We start from the raw sequence: 18,516 nt of genomic DNA on the forward strand, positions 1-18,516 counted from the left end.
GGGCGGGTACGGCCATGATGGGCACCCATCGGTGACGCCTGAGATACCTCTTGTGAATGTCAGATTCATCCCGCTAGTTTGAAGGAAATCGACGCGGAGGGGGTGACGACATGATCAAGCTCGATGAGCGCCCGCTGGACATCGGAGCAGCGATGCGCTGCAACCAGCAGTGCATGTGCACCTGACGGACGGAGGGCTGAGAGCGTGTCGGCGCTCTCAGCCCTCTCCTCACACGTATCGATTGGCTCAAGCATGACCCTTCCTGTCTTCAACTCCTTCGACCTTCCCTCGCATCCCGCGCTCTTCCGCTCCCTCCAGAGTCTCGGTCCGGAACGCGCGTGGGACGTCATGAGCGAGCTATCGGAAGCCGACCTGCCGCACTACCGGGCGCAGGATTCTCCGGCCGGGGAGCCGACCCTCGAACAGATCGCACGACGAGCGATGGCTCGCGCACCGCGCCTCGATCGAGAGCGGATCGCCGACGAGGCGCGCCGGTTCGAGGCCTACCCGTACCGGATGCAACTGGACAGCTACTTTCTAGCGCTGTGGTTGAACGACCCAGAGGCGCTCTTCCGCTGCGTCGACCTATCCGGGACGGAGCGGCTGCTGGCCGAGGCCTCGCGCCGTCGCGGAGTCGTCCTCCTGCCGTTGCACATCGGCCCCTCCTACGCCGCCCCGCTCCTGTTCGGGCATCTTCATCCGACGACGTTCGTCTACAACCGAGCCAACGTCGACGACCTTCGCCCGCTCGCCTTCCCCGATCTCGACGTGGAAGCCGTGCCTCTAGCCGAGGGAGGCACCTACCGCAGCGCTCTTCGAGCCCTCGCGGGTGGCCGACTGTTCTCCATGTATCCCGAAGTCGACCCGCGAGGAAAGTCGAGACATCACACAGCCGTGCAGATCTTCGGCGCCGAACTGGACGTGCCGCTCGGGCCAGCGATCCTGAGCCGCGCATCGGGTTCGGCGATGATGCCCGTGACGCTGGAGCGAGCGGATACCGGCGGACATTACCGTCTGCAGATCCATGAGCCGATCGCTGCGCCCACCACCTCGGCGGAGTGCGTCGACCGCACCGTCGCGGTGTGGCGACTCATCGAAAGCGAGTTGGAGCGGACCGGATTCGGTGATTGGGAGATCTGGTACGACTTCGAGCGGATGCTGACAGACCGGGAGGATCCCCGTGGGTATTGAGGCGGCGGGGATCGAGCGGCGCTACGACGACTCGGACGTGTTCGCGCTCCGCGGAGTCGACCTCAGCGTCGCCGACGGAGAGTCCGTGGCCATCCTCGGCGCGTCGGGATCAGGAAAATCGACCCTGCTCCACATCCTCGGCGCGCTCGACCGTCCCACAGCAGGCACGGTTCACGTGGACGGGCGGGACATCGTCCAGGCGTCCGAGCGGGAGCGGACACTGTACCGACGACGCGACTGCGGATTCGTCTTTCAATCCTTCTTCCTCGTCCCGTCGATGACCGTCGGCGAGAACGTCGCCGTCACCGCCATCGTCGGGGGTGAGCGCCGGTGGAGCGAACAAGCGGCTCGGCTGCTGGCTGCGCTCGGACTCGAAGGTGCCGCGGATCGGTTGCCGCAGGAGTTGTCTGGCGGCCAACGGCAACGCGTGGCTGTCGCGCGAGCACTCTTCGCACGCCCGAAAGTCGTGCTCGCGGACGAGCCGACCGGAAGCCTGGACAGCGCGACGGGCCGAGCGGTGCTCGACCTTCTGCATGAGCACGTCCGCGCCCAGGGGAACGGATGCCTGATCACGGTGACACATGACCTGGCGGTGGCGGCGCGCTCCGAGCGAGTCGTGCTCCTCTCCGACGGGCGCGTCGCCGGCGAGATGCGGCTGGGAGGTGACCCTCATGAGCAGCTACGCGCGTGGCTGGAGACGGTCACGCCGTGAACTGAAGCGGCTCGCCCCCGGTGCGATCGGCTTGGCGGCGGGTGCGGCTGTCATGATGGCGACATTGACCGGTATCGGCGCCGTCGAACGGACGGTCTCGGACGGCGTGGAGGGGCTGGGCGGCTTCGGCCAGTTGGGGATCGTGCCGACCGAGAACGGCGCGACCCTCGACGAACGCGATCTCGCCGCTGTGTCGTCCGCGCCGGGTGTCGCTCTCGCGGTTCCGACGCTGAGCAGGAGGACGGTCATTCGGGCGACAGGTTCGTCCGACGAGCAGAGCGTGACGATCACGGGCTATCCCCCGGACCTGAATGACCGCGTCTCAGCTGCTGCGACATCGGGGAGGATGCCTCGTGAGGGCGCCCCCGAAGTCCTCCTCCCCGACGACATCGCCGCATCCCTTCGCGCCGATGTCGGCGACTCCGTCGTGATCGCATCCCCCTCCGGGCCGGTCGACCTGCGGATCGTGGGACTCGCGGACGCGAAGAAGCTCGGCATACTGGCCTACGAGAACGTGTTCACCGACCTGCGTCTCGCGCAGCGGATCTTCGGGGATGACCATCGAATCACGCGTGTCGACCTGATGCTGGATGTTCCCGCGGAAGAGTGGGAGTTGTCGGAGTCGGCTTCGCTTCCCGCCGGATCCCGAGTGCAGGACACGTCGGCGCTGTCGTCGACGCTCAGCCCCATCCTCTCGGCCTTGAGGTGGGTCATGATCGGGCTCGCGGTCCTGATGTCGCTCCTCGGGGCACTCCTCGGAGCATCGGCCTATGCGGATGTCGTCGCTCGGCGTCAACAGTTCTACAGCACGCTGCGCGCTGTCGGGGCGACTCGTGCCTGGATGGTGCGCTCACTCCTCTCCGAGTCCCTCGCTGTCACGGTCGTCGCCGTCGCTGTGGGTCTGATCGCGGGCTACTTCGGTTCGTTCGCTATCCAGGCCGCGGTGACTCCGCTCATCGGGGGTGATCCCGCGCTCTCCCCGCCCGGAGCCGGAGATGTGCTCATCGTGGTGTCGCTCGGAATGCTCGCCGGACTCGCGGCGGCGGCGAAGGGACTCATCCAGCTCGCCCGGATCCAGCCGGTCATCGGTCTCACCAGCCAGGTCGTCCGCCGACGGAGCAGGATGGGGTGGGGTCTCTCACTCGGCGGCGCCGCCGTCCTCGCGGCCGTGCTCGCTACCCTCCCGCGATCGCCGCTGCACGACGCCGTCGCCGTCGTCGCTCTCGTCGTGGCCGCCGCCCTCGCGAGCGTCGCGCTGCTGCCTGTCGTCGGGCGAATGGGTGCCGCGAGGTGGACCCGGTCGGCAAGCCTGCGCAGGATGGGACAGCGCGGCGGCGTCACCACGGTCACGGCTGTCACGGGTGCCGCGACGGCCGTGATCATCGCCTTGCTGTCGGGCGCGACAGCGATCGCGGACGCGACCGTCGCTCAGATCGGGAAGCAGTTCGGTTCGGACGTCCAGGTCGCGAGCACGGTGGCACAGAGCTCCGACGCCATCGGCGCCGACCTTCGCGCCGTCGATGGGGTGAAGAGCGTCGCCACTCTGGTCACCGGGACCGTCTCGCTCTCCACTTCGTCGTATTCCTGCGACTGCGACGTGCTCGCCGCGGACCCGTCCGACTATTTCGCCGGCGCCGACTTCTCCTGGATGGGGACCCCTGGCGACGTCGCGCGGGCTCGGCTCGAAGGCGGCGGCTACGTCGCCCTACCCACCGCGCTCGCCGATAAGGCGGATGCGCGACCCGGCGATACGGTCACGCTCGGCCACGGCGATGCGGTGCGCTCCTTCACGGTCGCCGGCACGTTCGGAGCCATGATCACGGGCAACCAGTTGTTCATGACGCGAGCAGACGCCCAGGAACTCGGCGTCGTAACGATCACCGGATGGAACATCGCGGTGCGAGAGGGTACGAGCATCGCGATCGCGCAGGACCGTATCGAGTCGTCGGTCGGGTCGGTTCCCGGCGTCACCGTGATCTCGGCGGCACAGATGCGCGAACGTGCCGCCTCCGAAGTCCTCGGCTATACCGCGATGGTCTTCGCCATCGCCGTCGTCCTGGCTGTCTTCATCTGCGTGGCTGCCTCCATCGGTTTCTCGGTGAACCAGCGGAAACGCTCTGAGGAGTTGGCTGTCCTCCGAGCAGTCGGCGCATCCCGGAGGAGCTCGGCCATGCTGGCTGCGTCGGACGCCATCAACACCGGGGTCGCCGCGGCCGTCGGCGGCCTCCTTTTCGGCATCCTCGCCGGCGGTCTCGTGACCCGGGTGATCGGTGGGCTGCTCGGGGCGACCCTGTCGTGGAATCCCGCGCTGCCGGGGTCCGTCACGATCGCCATCGCGATGGCTCTCGCCGTGCAACTCGCAGCATGGACGTCGATTCGAACGGCACGGCGCGTCCAGCCCATGGACGCGCTCAGGAAGGAGAGCTGATGGATGCGAACTGGCGGCCGCGCGTGCGCGGAGAGGTGATGGCGTTCGAAGGCGAGCACCTTGTTCGTTTCGTCGACCTGGGCTCGCTCGTGATGAAGGACTTCGCGGTCGACGAATGGGTTCCGAGCCTGATCAGGCTGCTGACGGGCGAGAACTCCGTCAGAAACATCGTTGCGGCGATACGGAGCGAAGCGTCGGAGGGCGACATCATCCAGTGCATCCAGGTCTTGGCCGCCGAGCGGCTCCTGTCGCATCCTCGCGCCGCAGAGCCGAGTGAGGGATTGCATTCGCGGCAGATCGCCTATTTCGACGAGATGGTCTCGCGGCAGCCGGAACTCGCCACCACGTCCGGCGAAGAAATTCAGGCGCGCGTTCGACGTTCGTGCGTACTGGTCGTCGGTTGCGGTGGGATGGGCACCCATGTTCTCGACGCTCTCGCACGCGCCGGCGTCGGCGCGATCGAGATATTCGACCCTGACATCGTCGAGCCGTCGAACCTTCATCGGCAGATTCTCTACGCTCACGCAGACGTCGGTCGACCGAAGACCGACGCTGCCGCGCAGCGGCTGGAAGAGATCAGCCCGGGCACCATCGTCCGCGCCCGCCGGGAACGGTTCGAGAGAGCGTCGACCCCGAGATCGGACCGGATCGACCTCGTGGTCAATTGCGCAGACGAACCGGATGTCCTCGAGATGTCCGACACGGTCGCCGACTGGTCGATGGGTCGGGGCATCCCGCATATCGTCGGTGGCGCATACGGCGCCAACCTCGGGATGCTGCCGGTCTCAGTCGTGCCGGGGCTCTCCGTGTGCTGGAGTTGCATCCGGGCCGCGACGGGGACTCTCGCTCCAAGAGCTGGGATGACCGCGATCAAGGGACGCGCACGAACGACCGGCACGTTGGGACCGATCACGGGCCTGATCTCGAACTTCGTGGCGCTGGACGCGCTGAGGATCCTCGCAGGCCTCGCTCCGACCCTGGTCAACGCCGTCCGCGAGCTCGACCTCGCGGGCTTCGGATGGCGGACGCTCGACGTCGAGCCGCAGCGGGCGTGCGCGGCCTGCGCGGGTGTCGGATGACGGGAACCACGAAGGCCGCCCCGGATACGGGACGGCCTTCGTGGTTCTGCGCCTGTTCGAACAACGCGCGACAGCGGCCTGGTGGTGGAGATGGGGGGAATCGAACCCCCGTCCACTGCTGTGGTCATGTGCCTTCTACGGGTGTAGCCAGTGAAGGCGTGTTCTCGGCCCCGGATCTTGCCACTGGCACCTGATCCGACGGGCCCAGCATCAGTTGAAGTCCCTCTGCGCCCTGATACTCAACGCAGAAGCTAGTCCTCTAGCTGACGCCAGGATCCGGGTAGAAGACGGTTCCCGGTCTGACGGTCTCTTAAATGGCGGAGGTGAACTTACGCCGCGAGGGCGAAGTCGGCCTTGGCCGAGACAGTGCTCTTGGAATTGGCACTTATTGTTTTGCATGCGTCGTTAACGAGATAAGCATGCATCCTCGACCCGCTTCTCACAGTCACGCAGACAATGTCGAAACCGATCATCCCCATGCGCAGCCTGGTGTGGCTGGGTCGCTGTCGCGCGCTGTTGAATTGTCCAGATGCAGATCTCGCCGCTGCCGGCGAGCTTCTCATCATACAACAGCGGTGAGGGTCGTTCTATGCCACGATCGGTCCATGTCGGAGACGATCATCACAGTCCAGGGCGAGCACGAGGAACGGCGGGCCGCAGAACGCGGCACGGTGAGGCTCCTGGTCACCTACGACGGTGACTCCCGCCGCGAGACGCAGGCGCTCGCGACCGAGCGGCACGCGGAACTCGCGGCCGGGCTTCGCGAGATCCACGACGCGCAGAACGGCCCGGTGCTGCACTGGTCCTCCGATCAGCTGCGGGTCTGGGGCGACCGGCCCTGGAGCCAGAACGGCGAGCGACTGCCGATCGTCCATCACGCCCAGGTCGGGATCGAAGCGGAGTTCTCCGACCCGGCCGCCCTGTCCGACTGGGTGGGCACGGTCTCCCTCCGCGATGGCGTCACGGTGGAGGGGGTGACCTGGAGACTGTCCGACGAGACCCACCGGCGGCTCACCGCGCAGGTGTCGCAGCGTGCAGTCGAGGAGGCCGTGGCGAAGGCACGCCGGTACGCGTCCGGTCTGGGTTTGACCGACCTCCGCCCGGTCGCGCTCAGCGACACGGGGCTGCTGGGCGATGCCGGCGCTCCCCCGCAGCCCGCGCCGCCGTTCGCGGCGCGCATGATGGCGGCAGACGCAGGCAGCGCCTCCCTCGCCCTCAAGCCGGATGAGATCCGTGTCGCCGTGCAGGTGCACGCCCGCTTCGCGGCCTCCTGATCAGGGTGCGCCGTTCCCTGGCGTCGGACCGGGGGTGGAGCGCGGGCGCGGGAAGTCCGCGAGCTTCAGGATGCGCGTCGCGGTGATGGTGTCACCGCTGCGGTCGGTCCCGACCACGACGACCTCGTCGCCGGTCGCGAAATCGGACTTCGACGCCGCCTGGTTCGGGAGGCCGTATGCGGTCGATGCGGTGACCTTCACCGTGACGGTCTCCCCGGCGGTGGTCTTCACGCTCCACTCGGCGCCCGCGGCCGACTCCAGCGTCCCGCGGACGAGCTCACGCTGCGTCCCGCCGGTGCCGCCCTGCGTGCCGCCCGTGCCGCCCTGGCCGCGCCCGCCGTTGTCCCGACCCTGACCCGGCACGGTGCGGTCGCCCGGAGCGGCATGGTTCCGCGCGGAGATCGAGTGCGTCACCACGTTCACCGCGACGACGGTCCCCACGCCGACGAGCCCGACCAGGACGACGATCCCGAGCACCAGGGTCGAAATGGCGAACGCGAGGCCGTGCCGCTTGTAGAACGGCTCGGCCACCGGTGGCGCGAGCGGCTGCTGCGGCTGCGCCGGTGGCAGCGGCTGCGTCGGCTGGTTCTCATCCATGAGCACATGGAAGCATGCGCAGCCCGCGATCGGACTGCGAGCGCATGATGACTTCCCTGTGAATCAGGCGCCGAGTCTGAGAGGGTCAGGCCGGCTGGATGAGCACCGAGCGCAGCTTCGCCAGCTCCAGCTCGTCCAGCCCCGCGTCGAGCAGGTAGGCACGCACGCCGCCGAAGTCGCGCCCGATGAGGTCGAGCATGGCCGCCAGCGCCTCCCGAGGGCTGCCGCCCATGATCACCTGGAGGTCCGGCGTGATCTCGACGCCATAGCCCCGGACCAGGGCGAGCATCCCCTCGAGCCATTCCCCGGCGAGATTCGCCTGGGTCGCGGCGTAGTCGTCGAGGACGGTCTCGCGGTCGACACCCACCGCCAGCAGGGCGAGCGCCACGACGACGCCGGTGCGGTCCTTTCCCGCCGTGCAGTGGACGACGACGGGCTCGTCGCCGGTGTCCGCGATCTCGCGGAGCGCGCGTACGACGACATCCCGATGCTGGAGGACGATCTTCTCGTACAGGTCGGCCAGCGTGGCGCCGATGGTGGCCTGGGATGCCCCCGAGCCCTCGAACACCGGCAGCCGGAGCACCTTCACGTCCAGGCCGTCGAGGTCGTCGGGGAGCGAATCCACCTCGAAGTCGTCGCGCAGGTCGATGACGACACGCACGCCGAGTTCGCGCAGGGACTCCTTGCCCGCCTCACCGAGGCGACCGAGCGCGTCAGCCCGGAACAGCTTGCCCGACCGGGTCTCGCCGCCCTCCACCCGGTATCCCCCGACATCGCGGAAGTTGTACGTGCCGGGGACGGGGATGCGCTGCGGAGAGACGGTCATGCCCTCAGTCTGCCAGGAGGCTACTCGCCGAGATGACGACGGCTCGACATGGCCCGCTCGGCCTCGCGGTTGTCCTGCCGCTCACGCAGCGCCTGGCGCTTGTCGTAGTCCTTCTTGCCCTTGGCGATCGCGATCTCGACCTTCGCGCGGCCGTCGTTGAAGTAGATCTGCAGCGGGATGATCGTGTATCCGCCCTGCTTGACCTTGTTCTCGATCTTGACGATCTGGGCCTTGTGGAGCAGCAGCTTGCGCTTGCGGCGCGGGGCGTGGTTGTTCCAGGTGCCGTCGGCGTACTCCGGGATGTGCACGGCATCGAGCCACGCCTCTCCCCGATCGACGAAGGCGTACCCGTCGACGAGCGACGCCCTGCCCATCCGCAGCGACTTCACCTCGGTGCCGGTGAGGACGAGACCGGCCTCGAAGGTGTCCTCGATGAGGTAGTCGTGGCGGGCGCGACGGTTGGTCGCGACGACCTTCTGTCCCTGCTCCTTGGGCACGGCTCACTCCTGACGTTCGACGGTGGTGCTGCCCGGCGCATCGCCGGGCAGCAGACCAGTCTATCGTGCGTCAGACCTTCAGATAGCGCTTGATGGCGAAGTTGGCCGACGCCGCCGCCAGAAGGACTCCGACGAGGACGATCAGCGGGATCACCGGCCACGCCTGCGACATCGAGACGAAGTTGATCGACTGGATGCTGTTCTGCAGCGGTCCGCGGACGAACAGCTGCACGATCAGCACCAGGACGGTCGCTGCGAGCAGCGCCCCGATGAGGGCCGCGAGCACGCCCTCGATGATGAACGGTGTCTGGATGAACCTGTTCGAGGCCCCGACGAGTCGCATGATCCCGATCTCCCGCCTTCGCGAGAACGCCGAGAGCCGGATGGTCGTGGCGATGAGGAGCACTGCCGCGACCAGCATCACCACCGCGACGACGAGCGCCGTGGCGCTGGCGGCGCCCAGGATGCTGAAGATCTGGTCGAGGTAGCTGCGCTGGTCGACCACGCTCTGCACGCCGGCGGATCCCGCCAGCGTCTCGGTGAGCACCGCCGACTGGTTCGGGTCCTTGAGGTTGACCCAGAACGTCTGCGGGATCATGTCCGGCGTGACGAAGTCGGCGATCTGGTTGCCCTTGAACTGCTGCTTGAACTCGTCGTAGGCCTGCTGCTGGTTCTGGAAGTAGAACTTCTGGATGTACGGCGACAGCTCCGGCGACTCCAGCTGCTTCTTGACCGCCTCGACCGTCTGGTCGGTGGCGGCGCCGCCCTGGCAGTTGTCCGCCTCCGTGCACATGTACACGGCGACCTGCGCCCGGTCGTACCAGTAGTTCTTCATCTGGCCGATCTGCACCTGCAGGAGCACCGCCGTGCCGACGAAGGTCAGCGAGATGAACGTGACGAGGATGACCGAGATCACCATCGAGAGGTTGCGGCGCAGGCCGTTGCCGACCTCGGACCAGATCAGTCCGAATCTCATTTGGTCGGCCCCACATTCTGCTCGCCGTCGCGGTCGGTGTTCTCGCGCAGGCCCCGCAGGTCCAGGTTCGCGGTGAAGTTGAGGTGGTCCGGCAGGGACTCGCCGGCGGGGGCCGGCTCGACCGGCTGCTGCTGGGCCGGTGCGGCCTGCGACACGACGGGCTGGGCGACGGGAGGCGGCGCGACCGGCTGGTACGCCGCGGGCGGGTACGCGACCGGCTGCGGCACCGACGGCTGCGGCCCGGTGGGCTGCGGCACGGAGACGGGCCCGGTCGGGTTGCCGACCGGCGTGTTCGGTCGCGTCATCGGCTCCGAGGCGAAGGGCGCAGCCGGCGCGGGGGCTCCCACGGGGACGGGCACGCCCTGCGCGGGGACCGTGAGCTGCTCGCGCTGGATGGGGACGGCCGCCGTCACGCCGTAGCCGCCGTGACGCTCGTCGCGCACGATCTGGCCGCCGACGAGCTCGATCACGCGTCGCTTCATCTGGTCGACGATGGCGGCCTCGTGGGTCGCCATCAGCACGGTGGTGCCGCCGGCGTTGATCCGCTCGAGCACGGCCATGATGCCGGCGCTCGTCGCGGGGTCGAGGTTTCCGGTCGGCTCGTCCGCCAGGAGGATCTGGGGCTTGTTGACGACGGCGCGCGCGATCGCGACGCGCTGTTGCTCACCGCCGGAGAGCTCGTGCGGCAGGCGCTGGGCCTTGCCGTCGAGTCCGACCATCTTGAGCACGTCCGGAACGGCCTCCTGGATGAAGCCACGGGACTTGCCGATGACCTGCAGGGTGAAGGCGACGTTCTGGAAGACGTTCTTGTTGGGGAGGAGGCGGAAGTCCTGGAAGACGACACCGAGGTTGCGGCGGAAGTACGGCACCTTGCGGGAGGAGATCGAGCCGAGGTCCTGCCCCAGCACGTGGATGTTGCCCTTGGTGGGCTTCTCCTCTTTCAGGATGAGGCGCAGGCAGCTCGACTTGCCCGAGCCGGACGCGCCGACGAGGAAGACGAACTCACCGCGCAGCACCTCGAGGTTGATGCCGTTCAGCGCCGGGCGGGTCGTGCCCGAGTACTGCTTGGATACGTGTTCGAACCGGATCATGACCTCTAGAGACTATGCATCTTCGGGCGCATCCGCCGTATCAGCGCGGGCGTGGCGCGAGCCTGACAGCGCGCCGAGCACGGGGTCCGTGCGGGGTCGGAGCCTGATCGGCTACGCCTGGGCCTCTGCTTTGGCTCCGGCGCGCCAGCGGATGCCCGCGGCGATGAAGCCGTCGAGGTCGCCGTCGAAGACCGAGCTGGGGTTGCCCGACTCGAATCCGGTGCGCAGGTCTTTGACGAGCTGCTGACCGTAGAGGAAGTAGGAGCGCATCTGGTCGCCCCAGCTCGCCGTGATGGTGCCGGCGAGCTCTTTCTTCTTCGCGGCCTCCTCCTCCTTCTGCAGCAGGAGCAGGCGGGTCTGCAGGACGCGCATGGCGGCGGCGCGGTTCTGGATCTGCGACTTCTCGTTCTGCATGGACACGACGATGCCGGTCGGGAGGTGGGTGAGGCGCACCGCGGAGTCGGTCGTGTTGACCGACTGGCCGCCGGGGCCGGACGAACGGAAGACGTCGACGCGGATGTCGCCCTCGGGGATGTCGACCTGCACGGCCTCCTCCATGAGCGGGATGACCTCGACGGCGGCGAAGGACGTCTGGCGCTTGTCCGCCGAGCCGAACGGGCTGATGCGCGCGAGGCGGTGGGTGCCGGCCTCGACCGACAGCGTGCCGAAGGCGTAGGGCACATCGACCTCGAAGGTCGCGGACTTGATGCCCGCCCCCTCGGCGTAGGAGGTGTCCATCACCTTGACCGGGTACTTGTGGCGCTCCGCCCAGCGCAGGTACATGCGCAGCAGCATCTCGGCGAAGTCGGTGGCGTCGTCGCCGCCGGCGCCGGAGCGGATGGTCACGATCGCGGCGCGCTCGTCGTATTCGCCGTTCAGGAGGGTCTGCACCTCGAGGGAGCCGAGCGCCTTCTGCAGCGCCTCCAGCTCCGCGCGGGCTTCGACGGCGGACTCCTCGTCGTCGCCCTCGACGGCGAGCTCGACGAGCACCTCGAGGTCGTCGAGGCGCTGCTCGATCGCGGTGATGCGGCCGAGCTCCGACTGCCGGTGGCTGAGCGCACTGGTCACCTTCTGCGCGTTCGCGGTGTCGTCCCAGAGGTCGGGCGCACCGGCCTGCTCGCTGAGTGCGGCGATGTCGGCACGGAGCTTGTCCGGGTTGACGACGGCGGTGATGTCGCCCAGGGTCGAGCGCAGCTCGGCGATCTGCGGGGTGAGGTCCAGTTCAATCATGTCGGCATCCAGCCTACCGGCCGGGCGTGCACGCGGGGGCGGCGCCCGGAAGTTGTACGGTGTTAAGGACATGACTTCCGACGAGCGCCCCTTCAGCTTCCGCTCCGTCGCACTCGCGGCCTTCCTGCCGACGCTCCTCTTCTCCATCGGAGAGGGCGCGATCATCCCGATCATCCCGATCGCCGCCGGCAACCTCGGCGCCTCGCTCGCGATGGCCGGATTCATCGCGTCCATGGTGATGCTCGGCGAGCTTGCGGGCGACATCCCGAGCGGCTGGGTGGTGTCGCGCTTCGGCGAGCGCCGCTCGATGATCGCCGCGGCCCTGGTCGCGATCGGGGGCATCGCGGTGTGCCTGCTCGCGCCGAACTACTGGGTCCTGATGGTGGGCATCTTCCTCGTCGGTCTCGCGACCGCGGTGTTCGCACTCGCACGGCACGCCTTCATGACGACCTACGTCCCGCAGCGGTATCGCGCGCGGGCGCTCTCCACGCTCGGCGGGATCTTCCGCTGCGGCTGGTTCGTCGGGCCGCTGATCGCCTCCGGCATCATCGCGCTGACCGGATCGACGCAGTCGGTGTTCTGGATCTTCGTCGTCGGCTGCGTGGGCGCGGTGCTCGTGCTGGTCGCCCTGCCCGATCCGGAGAAGATGTTCGGGCCGAGCCCGCGCACGACCGACGCCGCGGGCGAGCGCGTGACCGCCGGCGAGGAGGAGGCCGAGGAGCGGACGCACGGCCTGTTCCAGACCATCTGGGCGTTCCGAGCCGTCCTGGTCCGGATGGGCTCCGGCGTCGCGCTGGTGAGCGCGGTGCGCTCGGCCCGGACCGTGCTCCTCCCCCTGTGGGCGGTGTCGATCGGGCTCAGCGAGGCCAACACCGCCCTGATCATCGGCATCGCCGGCGCCGTCGACTTCGCCCTCTTCTATGCCAGCGGCCAGATCATGGACCGCTTCGGGCGGATGTGGAGCGCCATCCCGTCGATGATCGGCCTGGGACTCGGCTTCCTGGCGCTGTCGTTCACGCACGACCTGGACTCCCGAGTCGCCTGGTACATCGGCGTCTCCCTGTTCCTGTCGATGGCGAACGGGATCGGGTCGGGGATCGTCATGACCCTCGGCGCCGACCTGGCGCCGCGCGATGCACCGGCGGCCTTCCTCGGCGCGTGGCGGTTCTCCAGCGATGCGGGTCAGGCGGCCGCTCCGCTCGTGGTCTCGCTGCTCACCGCCGTCGTCTCCATCTCGTTCGCGGGCGGGGTGATGGGCGTGCTCGGCCTGCTCGGCGCCGGGATGCTCGCGCGCTACATCCCGCGCTATGTGCCCCGCAAGGTCCGCACGGCCTGACCGGGGCCTGCGCGACGGACGGACGCGGGAATAGGCTCGGCGCCGAGGCCGTTCGGCTTCATGCAAACGCATGAATGTGAGGACTGACATGGCGACCAGGATCGAACTCGGGATCGACACCTTCGGAGACGTCACCCGTGACGCCGACGGTGCACCGCTGAGCCACGCGCAGGTGCTGCGCAACGTGGTCGAGGAGGGCGTGCTGGCCGACCAGGTCGGGCTCGACTTCATCGGCGTCGGCGAGCACCACCGCGAGGACTTCGCCGTCTCGGCCCCGGAGGTCGTGCTTGCCGCGATCGCCGGCCGCACCGAGCGCATCCACCTCGGCTCGGCCGTCACCGTCCTGAGCTCGGACGACCCCGTGCGGGTCTTCCAGCGCTTCGCGACACTCGACGGCGTCTCGGACGGGCGCGCCGAGGTCATCCTGGGGCGCGGCTCCTTCATCGAGTCGTTCCCCCTCTTCGGCCTCGACCTCGGGCAGTACGAGGAGCTCTTCGAGGAGAAGCTGAACCTCTTCGCCGAGCTGCGCAAGCAGGAGCCGGTGACCTGGGAGGGCAGTCTGCGTCCCTCGCTCACCGGGCAGTCGGTCTACCCGCACCTGGAGAACGGCCCCCTGAAGACCTGGATCGGCGTCGGCGGCAGCCCCGAGTCGGTCGTGCGCGCCGCCCACTACGGCCTCCCCCTGATGCTCGCGATCATCGGCGGCGGGCCGATGCGCTTCCAGCCGCTCGCCGAGCTCTACCGCAAGGCGCTCGACCAGTTCGGGCAGGACACCACCCTCCCGATCGGCGTGCACTCCCCGGGCTTCATCGCCGCGACCGACGAGGAGGCCAAGGAGATCCTGTGGCCGCACTACGAGGCGATGACCAACCGGATCGGCCGGGAGCGCGGCTGGCCGCCGGCGTCGCGCGCCCGCTTCGAGCACGAGGCCGGAGAGGACGGCGCCCTCGTCGTCGGCTCGCCCGAGACGGTCGCACAGAAGATCGCCTACACGGCGCGCGGTCTCGGCATCGAGCGGTTCGACCTCAAGATCAGCAACGGGACGCTCGGGCACGACCACCTGATGCGCGCCATCGAGCTGTACGGCACCGAGGTCGCCCCGCGCGTGCATGAGCTATTGTCGTAGCCGCGCCCAGCGCGCGCCGCGGGAGTGGTGAAACTGGCAGACACGCAGGATTTAGGTTCCTGTGCTTCACGGCGTGAGGGTTCGAGTCCCTTCTCCCGCACATCAGACCGTCGCACCGTCAAAGACGGCGCACAGTCACACCACAGGATGATCTTCGGCCGCGCGGCGAGAATTCGCACGGTTCGTGCAGCTTCCGGACACTAAACTCGGCTCCGTACCTCGAACCCGTCTGGAGCGTCTTGATCCATCACGCCGGCCTCATCCCGTGGCTCGACCCGAACACCATCATCACGGCCGCCGGGCCGTGGGCGCTCGTCGTCGTCTGCGGCATCATCTTCGCCGAGACCGGACTCCTGATCGGTTTCCTGCTCCCCGGTGACACACTTCTCGTCATCTCCGGCCTGCTGACCCACACGTCGCTCGTGTTCGGCGTCGACATCTGGTGGGTGTGCCTGGCGATCGCGTTCGCCGCCTTCCTCGGCGGTGAGGTCGGCTATCTGATCGGGCACAAGGCGGGGCCGAGGGTGTTCGAACGCCGGGAGAGCGGCCTCTTCAGCATGGAGAACGTGCGCCGCACGAACGCCTTCTTCGACCGGTTCGGCGCCCTCGCCATCATCCTCGCCCGCTTCGTCCCGATCGTGCGCACGTTCGCACCGGTCGCCGCCGGCGTCGGGCACATGAACTACAAGAAGTATTCGCTCTACAACGCTATCGGCGCGCTGATCTGGGGCGCCGGCCTGACCCTGTTCGGGTACCTCATCGGCTACATCCCGCCGGTCGCGACGTTCGTCTCGAACTACATCGACATCATCCTCATCGGGGCCGTTGTCATCACGCTCATCCCGACGCTGTTCCACTACTTCCAGTCGCTGCGCAAGGCGAAGAAGAAGCGTCTCGCCGAGGCCGACGAGGCCGCTGCGCATCCCGCGCCGACCCCCGAGGTCTGAGACCGCGCTCGCTGCTACCGGTGAAACTCGTCCTCGTGCTCGGCATGCTCGGCCGGCTCGAGCTGGAACGTCGAGTGCTCGACGTCGAAGTGCTCCGTGAGGCAGCCCGACAGCTCGTCCAGCAGCGCACCCGTCCCGCCTGAGCGGAACACCTCCGGCTCGACCACCACGTGCGCCGTGAACACCGGCGCCCCCGAGGTGATCGCCCAGACGTGCACGTCGTGCACGGCCACGACACCCTTCGTCCGCAGGATGTGGTCCCGGATCTGGGCGACGTCGGTGTCCGCGGGCGCGGACTCGCTCAGCACGTGCACCACGTCCCGCAGGAGCAGGTAGGCGCGCGGGACGATGAAGGCCGCGATCAGCAGCGAGGCGATCGCGTCCGCCGGAGCGAACCCCGTCGTCATGATCACCACGGCGGCGACGATGACGGTGATGGATCCGATCAGGTCGCCGAAGACCTCCAGGTACGCCCCGCGCATGTTGATCGAGTGCCCGGCCGCCGGCCGCAGCAGGAGCAGTGCGACCAGGTTCGCGACCAGGCCGATCGCCGCGACGATGAGCATGGGGCCGCTGTGGACCTCCGTCTCCCCGCCGGTCAGACGCCCGATCGCGCCGATCGCGACGCCGACCGCGACGACCAGCAGGATCAATCCATTGATGAGGGCCCCGAAGACCTCGGCCCGGCGGTAGCCGAACGTCTGGCGGTCGGTCGCCGGGCGCGCGGCCACGATCGTCGCCACCAGCGCCACGATGAGGCCGGTGAGGTCGCTCAGCATGTGGCCGGCATCGGCGAGCAGCGCGAGCGAGCCGCTCAACCAGGCGCCGACGATCTCCACGACCAGCACCGTCGATACGATGCCGATCGCGATCAGGAGGCGGTTGCGGTTGGCGGAATGCCCGTGGTCGTGACTCATCGCTTCTACGGTAGACACACTGCCGCTCGCGAAGCCAGCGATCGCGCTAGATAGGAATGAGTGCCGTTCTCAGCTGGCGAGCCCGCGCAGCGCGGGGACGATCGCGGCGAACGCCCGAGCACGGTGGCTCTCGCGGTTCTTCACGTCCGGCCCCAGCTCCGCCGCGGTCCCGTCGTGCCCCTCCGGCACGAAGATCGGGTCGTATCCGTGCCCGTGGCCGCCCCGGGCGTGGCGGGCGATGCTGCCCGGCCAGACCCCCTCGACGATCACCGGCTCCTCCCCCGGCACGACGAGCGCCAGGGTGGCCGTGAAGTGCGCCGCTCGGGAGCCCTCCGGCATGTCGGAGAGCTGGTCGAGCAACAGCTGCAGGTTGGCCTCCGCGTCGCCGTGGTGCCCGGCCCAGCGGGCCGAGAAGATGCCGGGCGAGCCGCCCATCACGTCCACGCAGATGCCGGAGTCGTCCGCCAGCGCCGGCAGGCCGGTGTGCTCGGCCGCCGCGCGCGCCTTGATCAGGGCGTTGGCGGCGAAGGTCGAGCCGTCCTCGACGGGCTCGGGACCGTCGTAACGGACGATCTCGAGCCCGGGCACGGCGTCGCCGAGGATCTGCTGGAACTCCAGCGCCTTGTGGGCGTTGTGGGTGGCGAGGACGACGCGGACCATCCGGCTCAGGCCTTCTCGCCCAGCGCCGCGGTCTGGATGCCCGCGAGCTCGGTCGTGCCCAGGAGCGCGAGGTCGAGGAGCGAGTTCAGCTCGTCGCGGTCGAAGGGTGCGCCCTCCGCGGTGCCCTGCACCTCGACGAACAGACCGCGGCCGGTGACCACGACGTTCATGTCGGTCTCGGCGCGCACATCCTCCACGTAGGCGAGGTCGAGCATCGGCGTGCCGTCGATGATGCCGACCGAGACCGCCGACACGGAGTCGATCAGCGGGGTCGCCTTCTGGCCGATGAAGCGGTGCTCGCGGCCCCACTCCAGCGCGTCGGCGAGCGCGACGTAGGCCCCGGTGATCGCGGCCGTGCGCGTCCCCCCGTCGGCCTGCAGCACGTCGCAGTCGAGCACGATGGTGTTCTCGCCCAGCGCCTTCATGTCGACGACGGCCCGCAGGCTGCGGCCGATCAGGCGGCTGATCTCGTGGGTCCGCCCGCCGACCTTGCCCTTGACGGCCTCGCGGTCCATCCGGTCGTTGGTCGAGCGCGGGAGCATCGCGTACTCGGCGGTGACCCAGCCGCGGCCCTTGCCTGCCATCCAGCGCGGCACGCCGTTGGTGAACGAGGCGGTGCAGAGCACGCGGGTCTCCCCGAAGGAGATCAGGGCCGATCCCTCCGCCTGCTTGCTCCAGCCGCGCTCGATGGTGATCGGGCGGAGCTGATCGGCGGTGCGCCCGTCGGCGCGGATGATGTCGGTCACGTGGATCTCCTCGTGTGGTGTGGGTGGATCAGAGCGGAAGGTCGATCACGCCGGTCTGCACCAGGTCGACCCGGGAGACCTCCGGACCGATGAAGCGGTGCGCGAGGCGCAGGAAGTTGTCGGCGTCGAGACCGGTCGCCTCGTAGTGGATGGTCGGCGGCTCCGCGGAGCGACGTTCCAGGCCGCCGCCGACGAGCGTGCGGTAGACGTCCTTGGCGGTCTCGGTGTCGCTCGAGACGAGCGAAACGCCCTCTCCCATGACGTACGAGATGGCGCCCTTCAGGAACGGGTAGTGCGTGCAGCCGAGGACGAGCGTGTCCACGTCGGCCTCACGGAGCGGCTCGAGGTACTCGGCCGTGACGCGCAGGACCTCGTCGCCGCTGGTGATCCCCGCCTCCACGAACTCCACGAACCGCGGGCACGCCTGCGTGAACAGCTGCAGGGTCGGCGCGGCGGCGAACGCGTCCTCGTAGGCGCGGGAGGCGATGGTCCCGACGGTCCCGATGACGCCCACGCGGCCGGTGCGGGTGGCGGCGACCGCGCGGCGTACGGCGGGCTGGATGACCTCGATGACCGGCACCGAGTAGCGCTCGCGGGCGTCGCGGAGCATCGCGGACGAGGCCGTGTTGCACGCGATCACGAGCAGCTTGACGCCCTGCTCGACGAGGAGGTCCAGGACCTCCAGGGAGTAGCGCCGGACGTCCGCGATCGGCTTCGGGCCGTACGGGGAGTGCGCGGTGTCGCCGATGTAGAGGATCGACTCGTTCGGGAGCTGGTCGCGGATCGCGCGGGCGACCGTGAGCCCGCCGACTCCCGAGTCGAAGATCCCAATCGGCGCATCCGTCACAGCGATCCAGCCTACCCCGCCGTCCGCGACGGCACG

The 18,516-nt window shown here is 68.7% G+C and carries 18 protein-coding genes, 1 tRNA gene and 1 other RNA gene; 9 read left to right on the forward strand and 11 right to left on the reverse strand.

All coding sequences use genetic code 11. The features are described from left to right. The first annotated feature begins 252 nt into the window (after window positions 1–252). Genes HNR14_RS00165 through HNR14_RS00180 form a run of 4 tightly spaced genes read left to right on the forward strand, consistent with a single transcriptional unit; the run spans window position 253 to window position 5,410 of the window. Window positions 253–1,191, forward strand: coding sequence for an LpxL/LpxP family acyltransferase (locus tag HNR14_RS00165; protein ID WP_179699301.1), 939 nt, complete (start codon window positions 253–255; stop codon window positions 1,189–1,191). Window positions 1,192–1,228: 37 nt separating this feature from the next. After that, a complete protein-coding gene (locus tag HNR14_RS00170) occupies window positions 1,229–1,903 on the forward strand; it encodes an ABC transporter ATP-binding protein (RefSeq protein ID WP_425485011.1) in 675 nt (224 codons plus the stop codon). Beyond that, window positions 1,863–4,331: an FtsX-like permease family protein gene (locus HNR14_RS00175; protein WP_179699302.1), complete on the forward strand. Its 2,469-nt coding sequence runs from the start codon at window positions 1,863–1,865 to the stop codon at window positions 4,329–4,331. The genes HNR14_RS00170 and HNR14_RS00175 overlap by 41 nt, the downstream gene beginning before the upstream one ends. After that, window positions 4,331–5,410, forward strand: coding sequence for a HesA/MoeB/ThiF family protein (locus HNR14_RS00180; RefSeq protein WP_179699303.1), 1,080 nt, complete (start codon window positions 4,331–4,333; stop codon window positions 5,408–5,410). The genes HNR14_RS00175 and HNR14_RS00180 overlap by 1 nt, the downstream gene beginning before the upstream one ends. 82 nt (window positions 5,411–5,492) lie before the next feature. On the opposite strand, the gene ssrA is transcribed toward HNR14_RS00180, so the two are convergent. After that, window positions 5,493–5,887, reverse strand: a transfer-messenger RNA (tmRNA) gene (ssrA, locus tag HNR14_RS00185). 128 nt (window positions 5,888–6,015) lie between these two features. Here ssrA and HNR14_RS00190 point away from each other — a divergent pair. Then, window positions 6,016–6,684 carry an SIMPL domain-containing protein gene (locus HNR14_RS00190; RefSeq protein ID WP_179699304.1) on the forward strand — a complete coding sequence of 223 codons (669 nt, stop codon included), beginning with the start codon at window positions 6,016–6,018 and terminating at the stop codon, window positions 6,682–6,684. Here HNR14_RS00190 and HNR14_RS00195 read toward each other — a convergent pair whose 3' ends face one another. The 6 genes from HNR14_RS00195 to prfB form a co-directional block, all read right to left on the reverse strand. Further along, a complete protein-coding gene (locus HNR14_RS00195; protein WP_179699305.1) occupies window positions 6,685–7,281 on the reverse strand; it encodes a hypothetical protein in 597 nt (198 codons plus the stop codon). Window positions 7,282–7,366: 85 nt separating this feature from the next. Continuing rightward, window positions 7,367–8,107 (reverse strand): tyrosine-protein phosphatase, encoded by a 741-nt coding sequence (locus HNR14_RS00200; RefSeq protein ID WP_179699306.1) that lies wholly within the window; start codon window positions 8,105–8,107, stop codon window positions 7,367–7,369. A gap of 20 nt (window positions 8,108–8,127) precedes the next feature. Then, window positions 8,128–8,604 carry an SsrA-binding protein SmpB gene (gene smpB, locus HNR14_RS00205; RefSeq protein ID WP_021764027.1) on the reverse strand — a complete coding sequence of 159 codons (477 nt, stop codon included), beginning with the start codon at window positions 8,602–8,604 and terminating at the stop codon, window positions 8,128–8,130. Window positions 8,605–8,674: 70 nt separating this feature from the next. Further along, window positions 8,675–9,580 carry a permease-like cell division protein FtsX gene (gene ftsX / locus HNR14_RS00210; protein WP_021764028.1) on the reverse strand — a complete coding sequence of 302 codons (906 nt, stop codon included), beginning with the start codon at window positions 9,578–9,580 and terminating at the stop codon, window positions 8,675–8,677. Beyond that, on the reverse strand, window positions 9,577–10,671 hold the full coding sequence (gene ftsE, locus HNR14_RS00215) for a cell division ATP-binding protein FtsE (RefSeq protein ID WP_179699307.1): 1,095 nt from the start codon (window positions 10,669–10,671) through the stop codon (window positions 9,577–9,579). Before ftsE ends, ftsX begins: the two co-directional genes overlap by 4 nt. 111 nt (window positions 10,672–10,782) lie before the next feature. Next, window positions 10,783–11,901 carry a peptide chain release factor 2 gene (gene prfB / locus HNR14_RS00220; protein WP_179699308.1) on the reverse strand — a complete coding sequence of 373 codons (1,119 nt, stop codon included), beginning with the start codon at window positions 11,899–11,901 and terminating at the stop codon, window positions 10,783–10,785. A gap of 70 nt (window positions 11,902–11,971) precedes the next feature. Here prfB and HNR14_RS00225 point away from each other — a divergent pair, with 70 nt between their 5' ends. The 4 genes from HNR14_RS00225 (at window position 11,972) to HNR14_RS00240 (ending at window position 15,310) form a co-directional block, all read left to right on the forward strand. Further along, window positions 11,972–13,237: an MFS transporter gene (locus HNR14_RS00225; RefSeq protein ID WP_179699309.1), complete on the forward strand. Its 1,266-nt coding sequence runs from the start codon at window positions 11,972–11,974 to the stop codon at window positions 13,235–13,237. A gap of 88 nt (window positions 13,238–13,325) precedes the next feature. Next, window positions 13,326–14,363 carry an LLM class flavin-dependent oxidoreductase gene (locus HNR14_RS00230; RefSeq protein WP_179699310.1) on the forward strand — a complete coding sequence of 346 codons (1,038 nt, stop codon included), beginning with the start codon at window positions 13,326–13,328 and terminating at the stop codon, window positions 14,361–14,363. 18 nt (window positions 14,364–14,381) lie between these two features. Next, window positions 14,382–14,463: transfer RNA gene (locus HNR14_RS00235), tRNA-Leu, on the forward strand. Between the two features lie 139 nt (window positions 14,464–14,602). Next, a complete protein-coding gene (locus tag HNR14_RS00240) occupies window positions 14,603–15,310 on the forward strand; it encodes a DedA family protein (RefSeq protein WP_179699311.1) in 708 nt (235 codons plus the stop codon). A 14-nt stretch (window positions 15,311–15,324) separates the two neighbouring features. Here the strand turns inward: HNR14_RS00240 and HNR14_RS00245 are convergent, their stop codons facing one another. From HNR14_RS00245 to murI, 4 genes are all read right to left on the reverse strand, one after another. After that, window positions 15,325–16,227 carry a cation diffusion facilitator family transporter gene (locus HNR14_RS00245; protein ID WP_021762387.1) on the reverse strand — a complete coding sequence of 301 codons (903 nt, stop codon included), beginning with the start codon at window positions 16,225–16,227 and terminating at the stop codon, window positions 15,325–15,327. A 69-nt stretch (window positions 16,228–16,296) separates the two neighbouring features. Continuing rightward, window positions 16,297–16,887, reverse strand: coding sequence for an RdgB/HAM1 family non-canonical purine NTP pyrophosphatase (gene rdgB / locus HNR14_RS00250; protein WP_179699312.1), 591 nt, complete (start codon window positions 16,885–16,887; stop codon window positions 16,297–16,299). A gap of 5 nt (window positions 16,888–16,892) precedes the next feature. Then, entirely contained in the window at window positions 16,893–17,633 is a 741-nt protein-coding gene (rph, locus tag HNR14_RS00255; RefSeq protein ID WP_021762389.1) for a ribonuclease PH, read from the reverse strand. 28 nt (window positions 17,634–17,661) lie between these two features. Further along, complete coding sequence (murI, locus tag HNR14_RS00260) at window positions 17,662–18,480, reverse strand: glutamate racemase (RefSeq protein ID WP_179699313.1); 819 nt, start codon at window positions 18,478–18,480, stop codon at window positions 17,662–17,664. Between the last annotated feature and the right edge of the window lie 36 nt (window positions 18,481–18,516).

The organism is Leifsonia naganoensis (genome assembly GCF_013410615.1).
GTDB lineage: Bacteria > Actinomycetota > Actinomycetes > Actinomycetales > Microbacteriaceae > Leifsonia > Leifsonia aquatica.

Excerpts from the sequence above, each read along its gene's own strand:
- ftsE (WP_179699307.1), bottom strand. The coding sequence starts at position 10,671 with ATGATCCGGTTCGAACACGTATCCAAGCAGTACTCGGGCACGACCCGC.
- rdgB (WP_179699312.1), bottom strand. The coding sequence starts at position 16,887 with ATGGTCCGCGTCGTCCTCGCCACCCACAACGCCCACAAGGCGCTGGAG.
- HNR14_RS00195 (WP_179699305.1), bottom strand. The coding sequence starts at position 7,281 with ATGGATGAGAACCAGCCGACGCAGCCGCTGCCACCGGCGCAGCCGCAG.
- HNR14_RS00175 (WP_179699302.1), top strand. The coding sequence starts at position 1,863 with ATGAGCAGCTACGCGCGTGGCTGGAGACGGTCACGCCGTGAACTGAAG.
- HNR14_RS00190 (WP_179699304.1), top strand. The coding sequence starts at position 6,016 with ATGTCGGAGACGATCATCACAGTCCAGGGCGAGCACGAGGAACGGCGG.
- HNR14_RS00225 (WP_179699309.1), top strand. The coding sequence starts at position 11,972 with ATGACTTCCGACGAGCGCCCCTTCAGCTTCCGCTCCGTCGCACTCGCG.
- HNR14_RS00200 (WP_179699306.1), bottom strand. The coding sequence starts at position 8,107 with ATGACCGTCTCTCCGCAGCGCATCCCCGTCCCCGGCACGTACAACTTC.
- prfB (WP_179699308.1), bottom strand. The coding sequence starts at position 11,901 with ATGATTGAACTGGACCTCACCCCGCAGATCGCCGAGCTGCGCTCGACC.
- HNR14_RS00245 (WP_021762387.1), bottom strand. The coding sequence starts at position 16,227 with ATGAGTCACGACCACGGGCATTCCGCCAACCGCAACCGCCTCCTGATC.
- HNR14_RS00180 (WP_179699303.1), top strand. The coding sequence starts at position 4,331 with ATGGATGCGAACTGGCGGCCGCGCGTGCGCGGAGAGGTGATGGCGTTC.
- HNR14_RS00165 (WP_179699301.1), top strand. The coding sequence starts at position 253 with ATGACCCTTCCTGTCTTCAACTCCTTCGACCTTCCCTCGCATCCCGCG.
- ftsX (WP_021764028.1), bottom strand. The coding sequence starts at position 9,580 with ATGAGATTCGGACTGATCTGGTCCGAGGTCGGCAACGGCCTGCGCCGC.
- HNR14_RS00230 (WP_179699310.1), top strand. The coding sequence starts at position 13,326 with ATGGCGACCAGGATCGAACTCGGGATCGACACCTTCGGAGACGTCACC.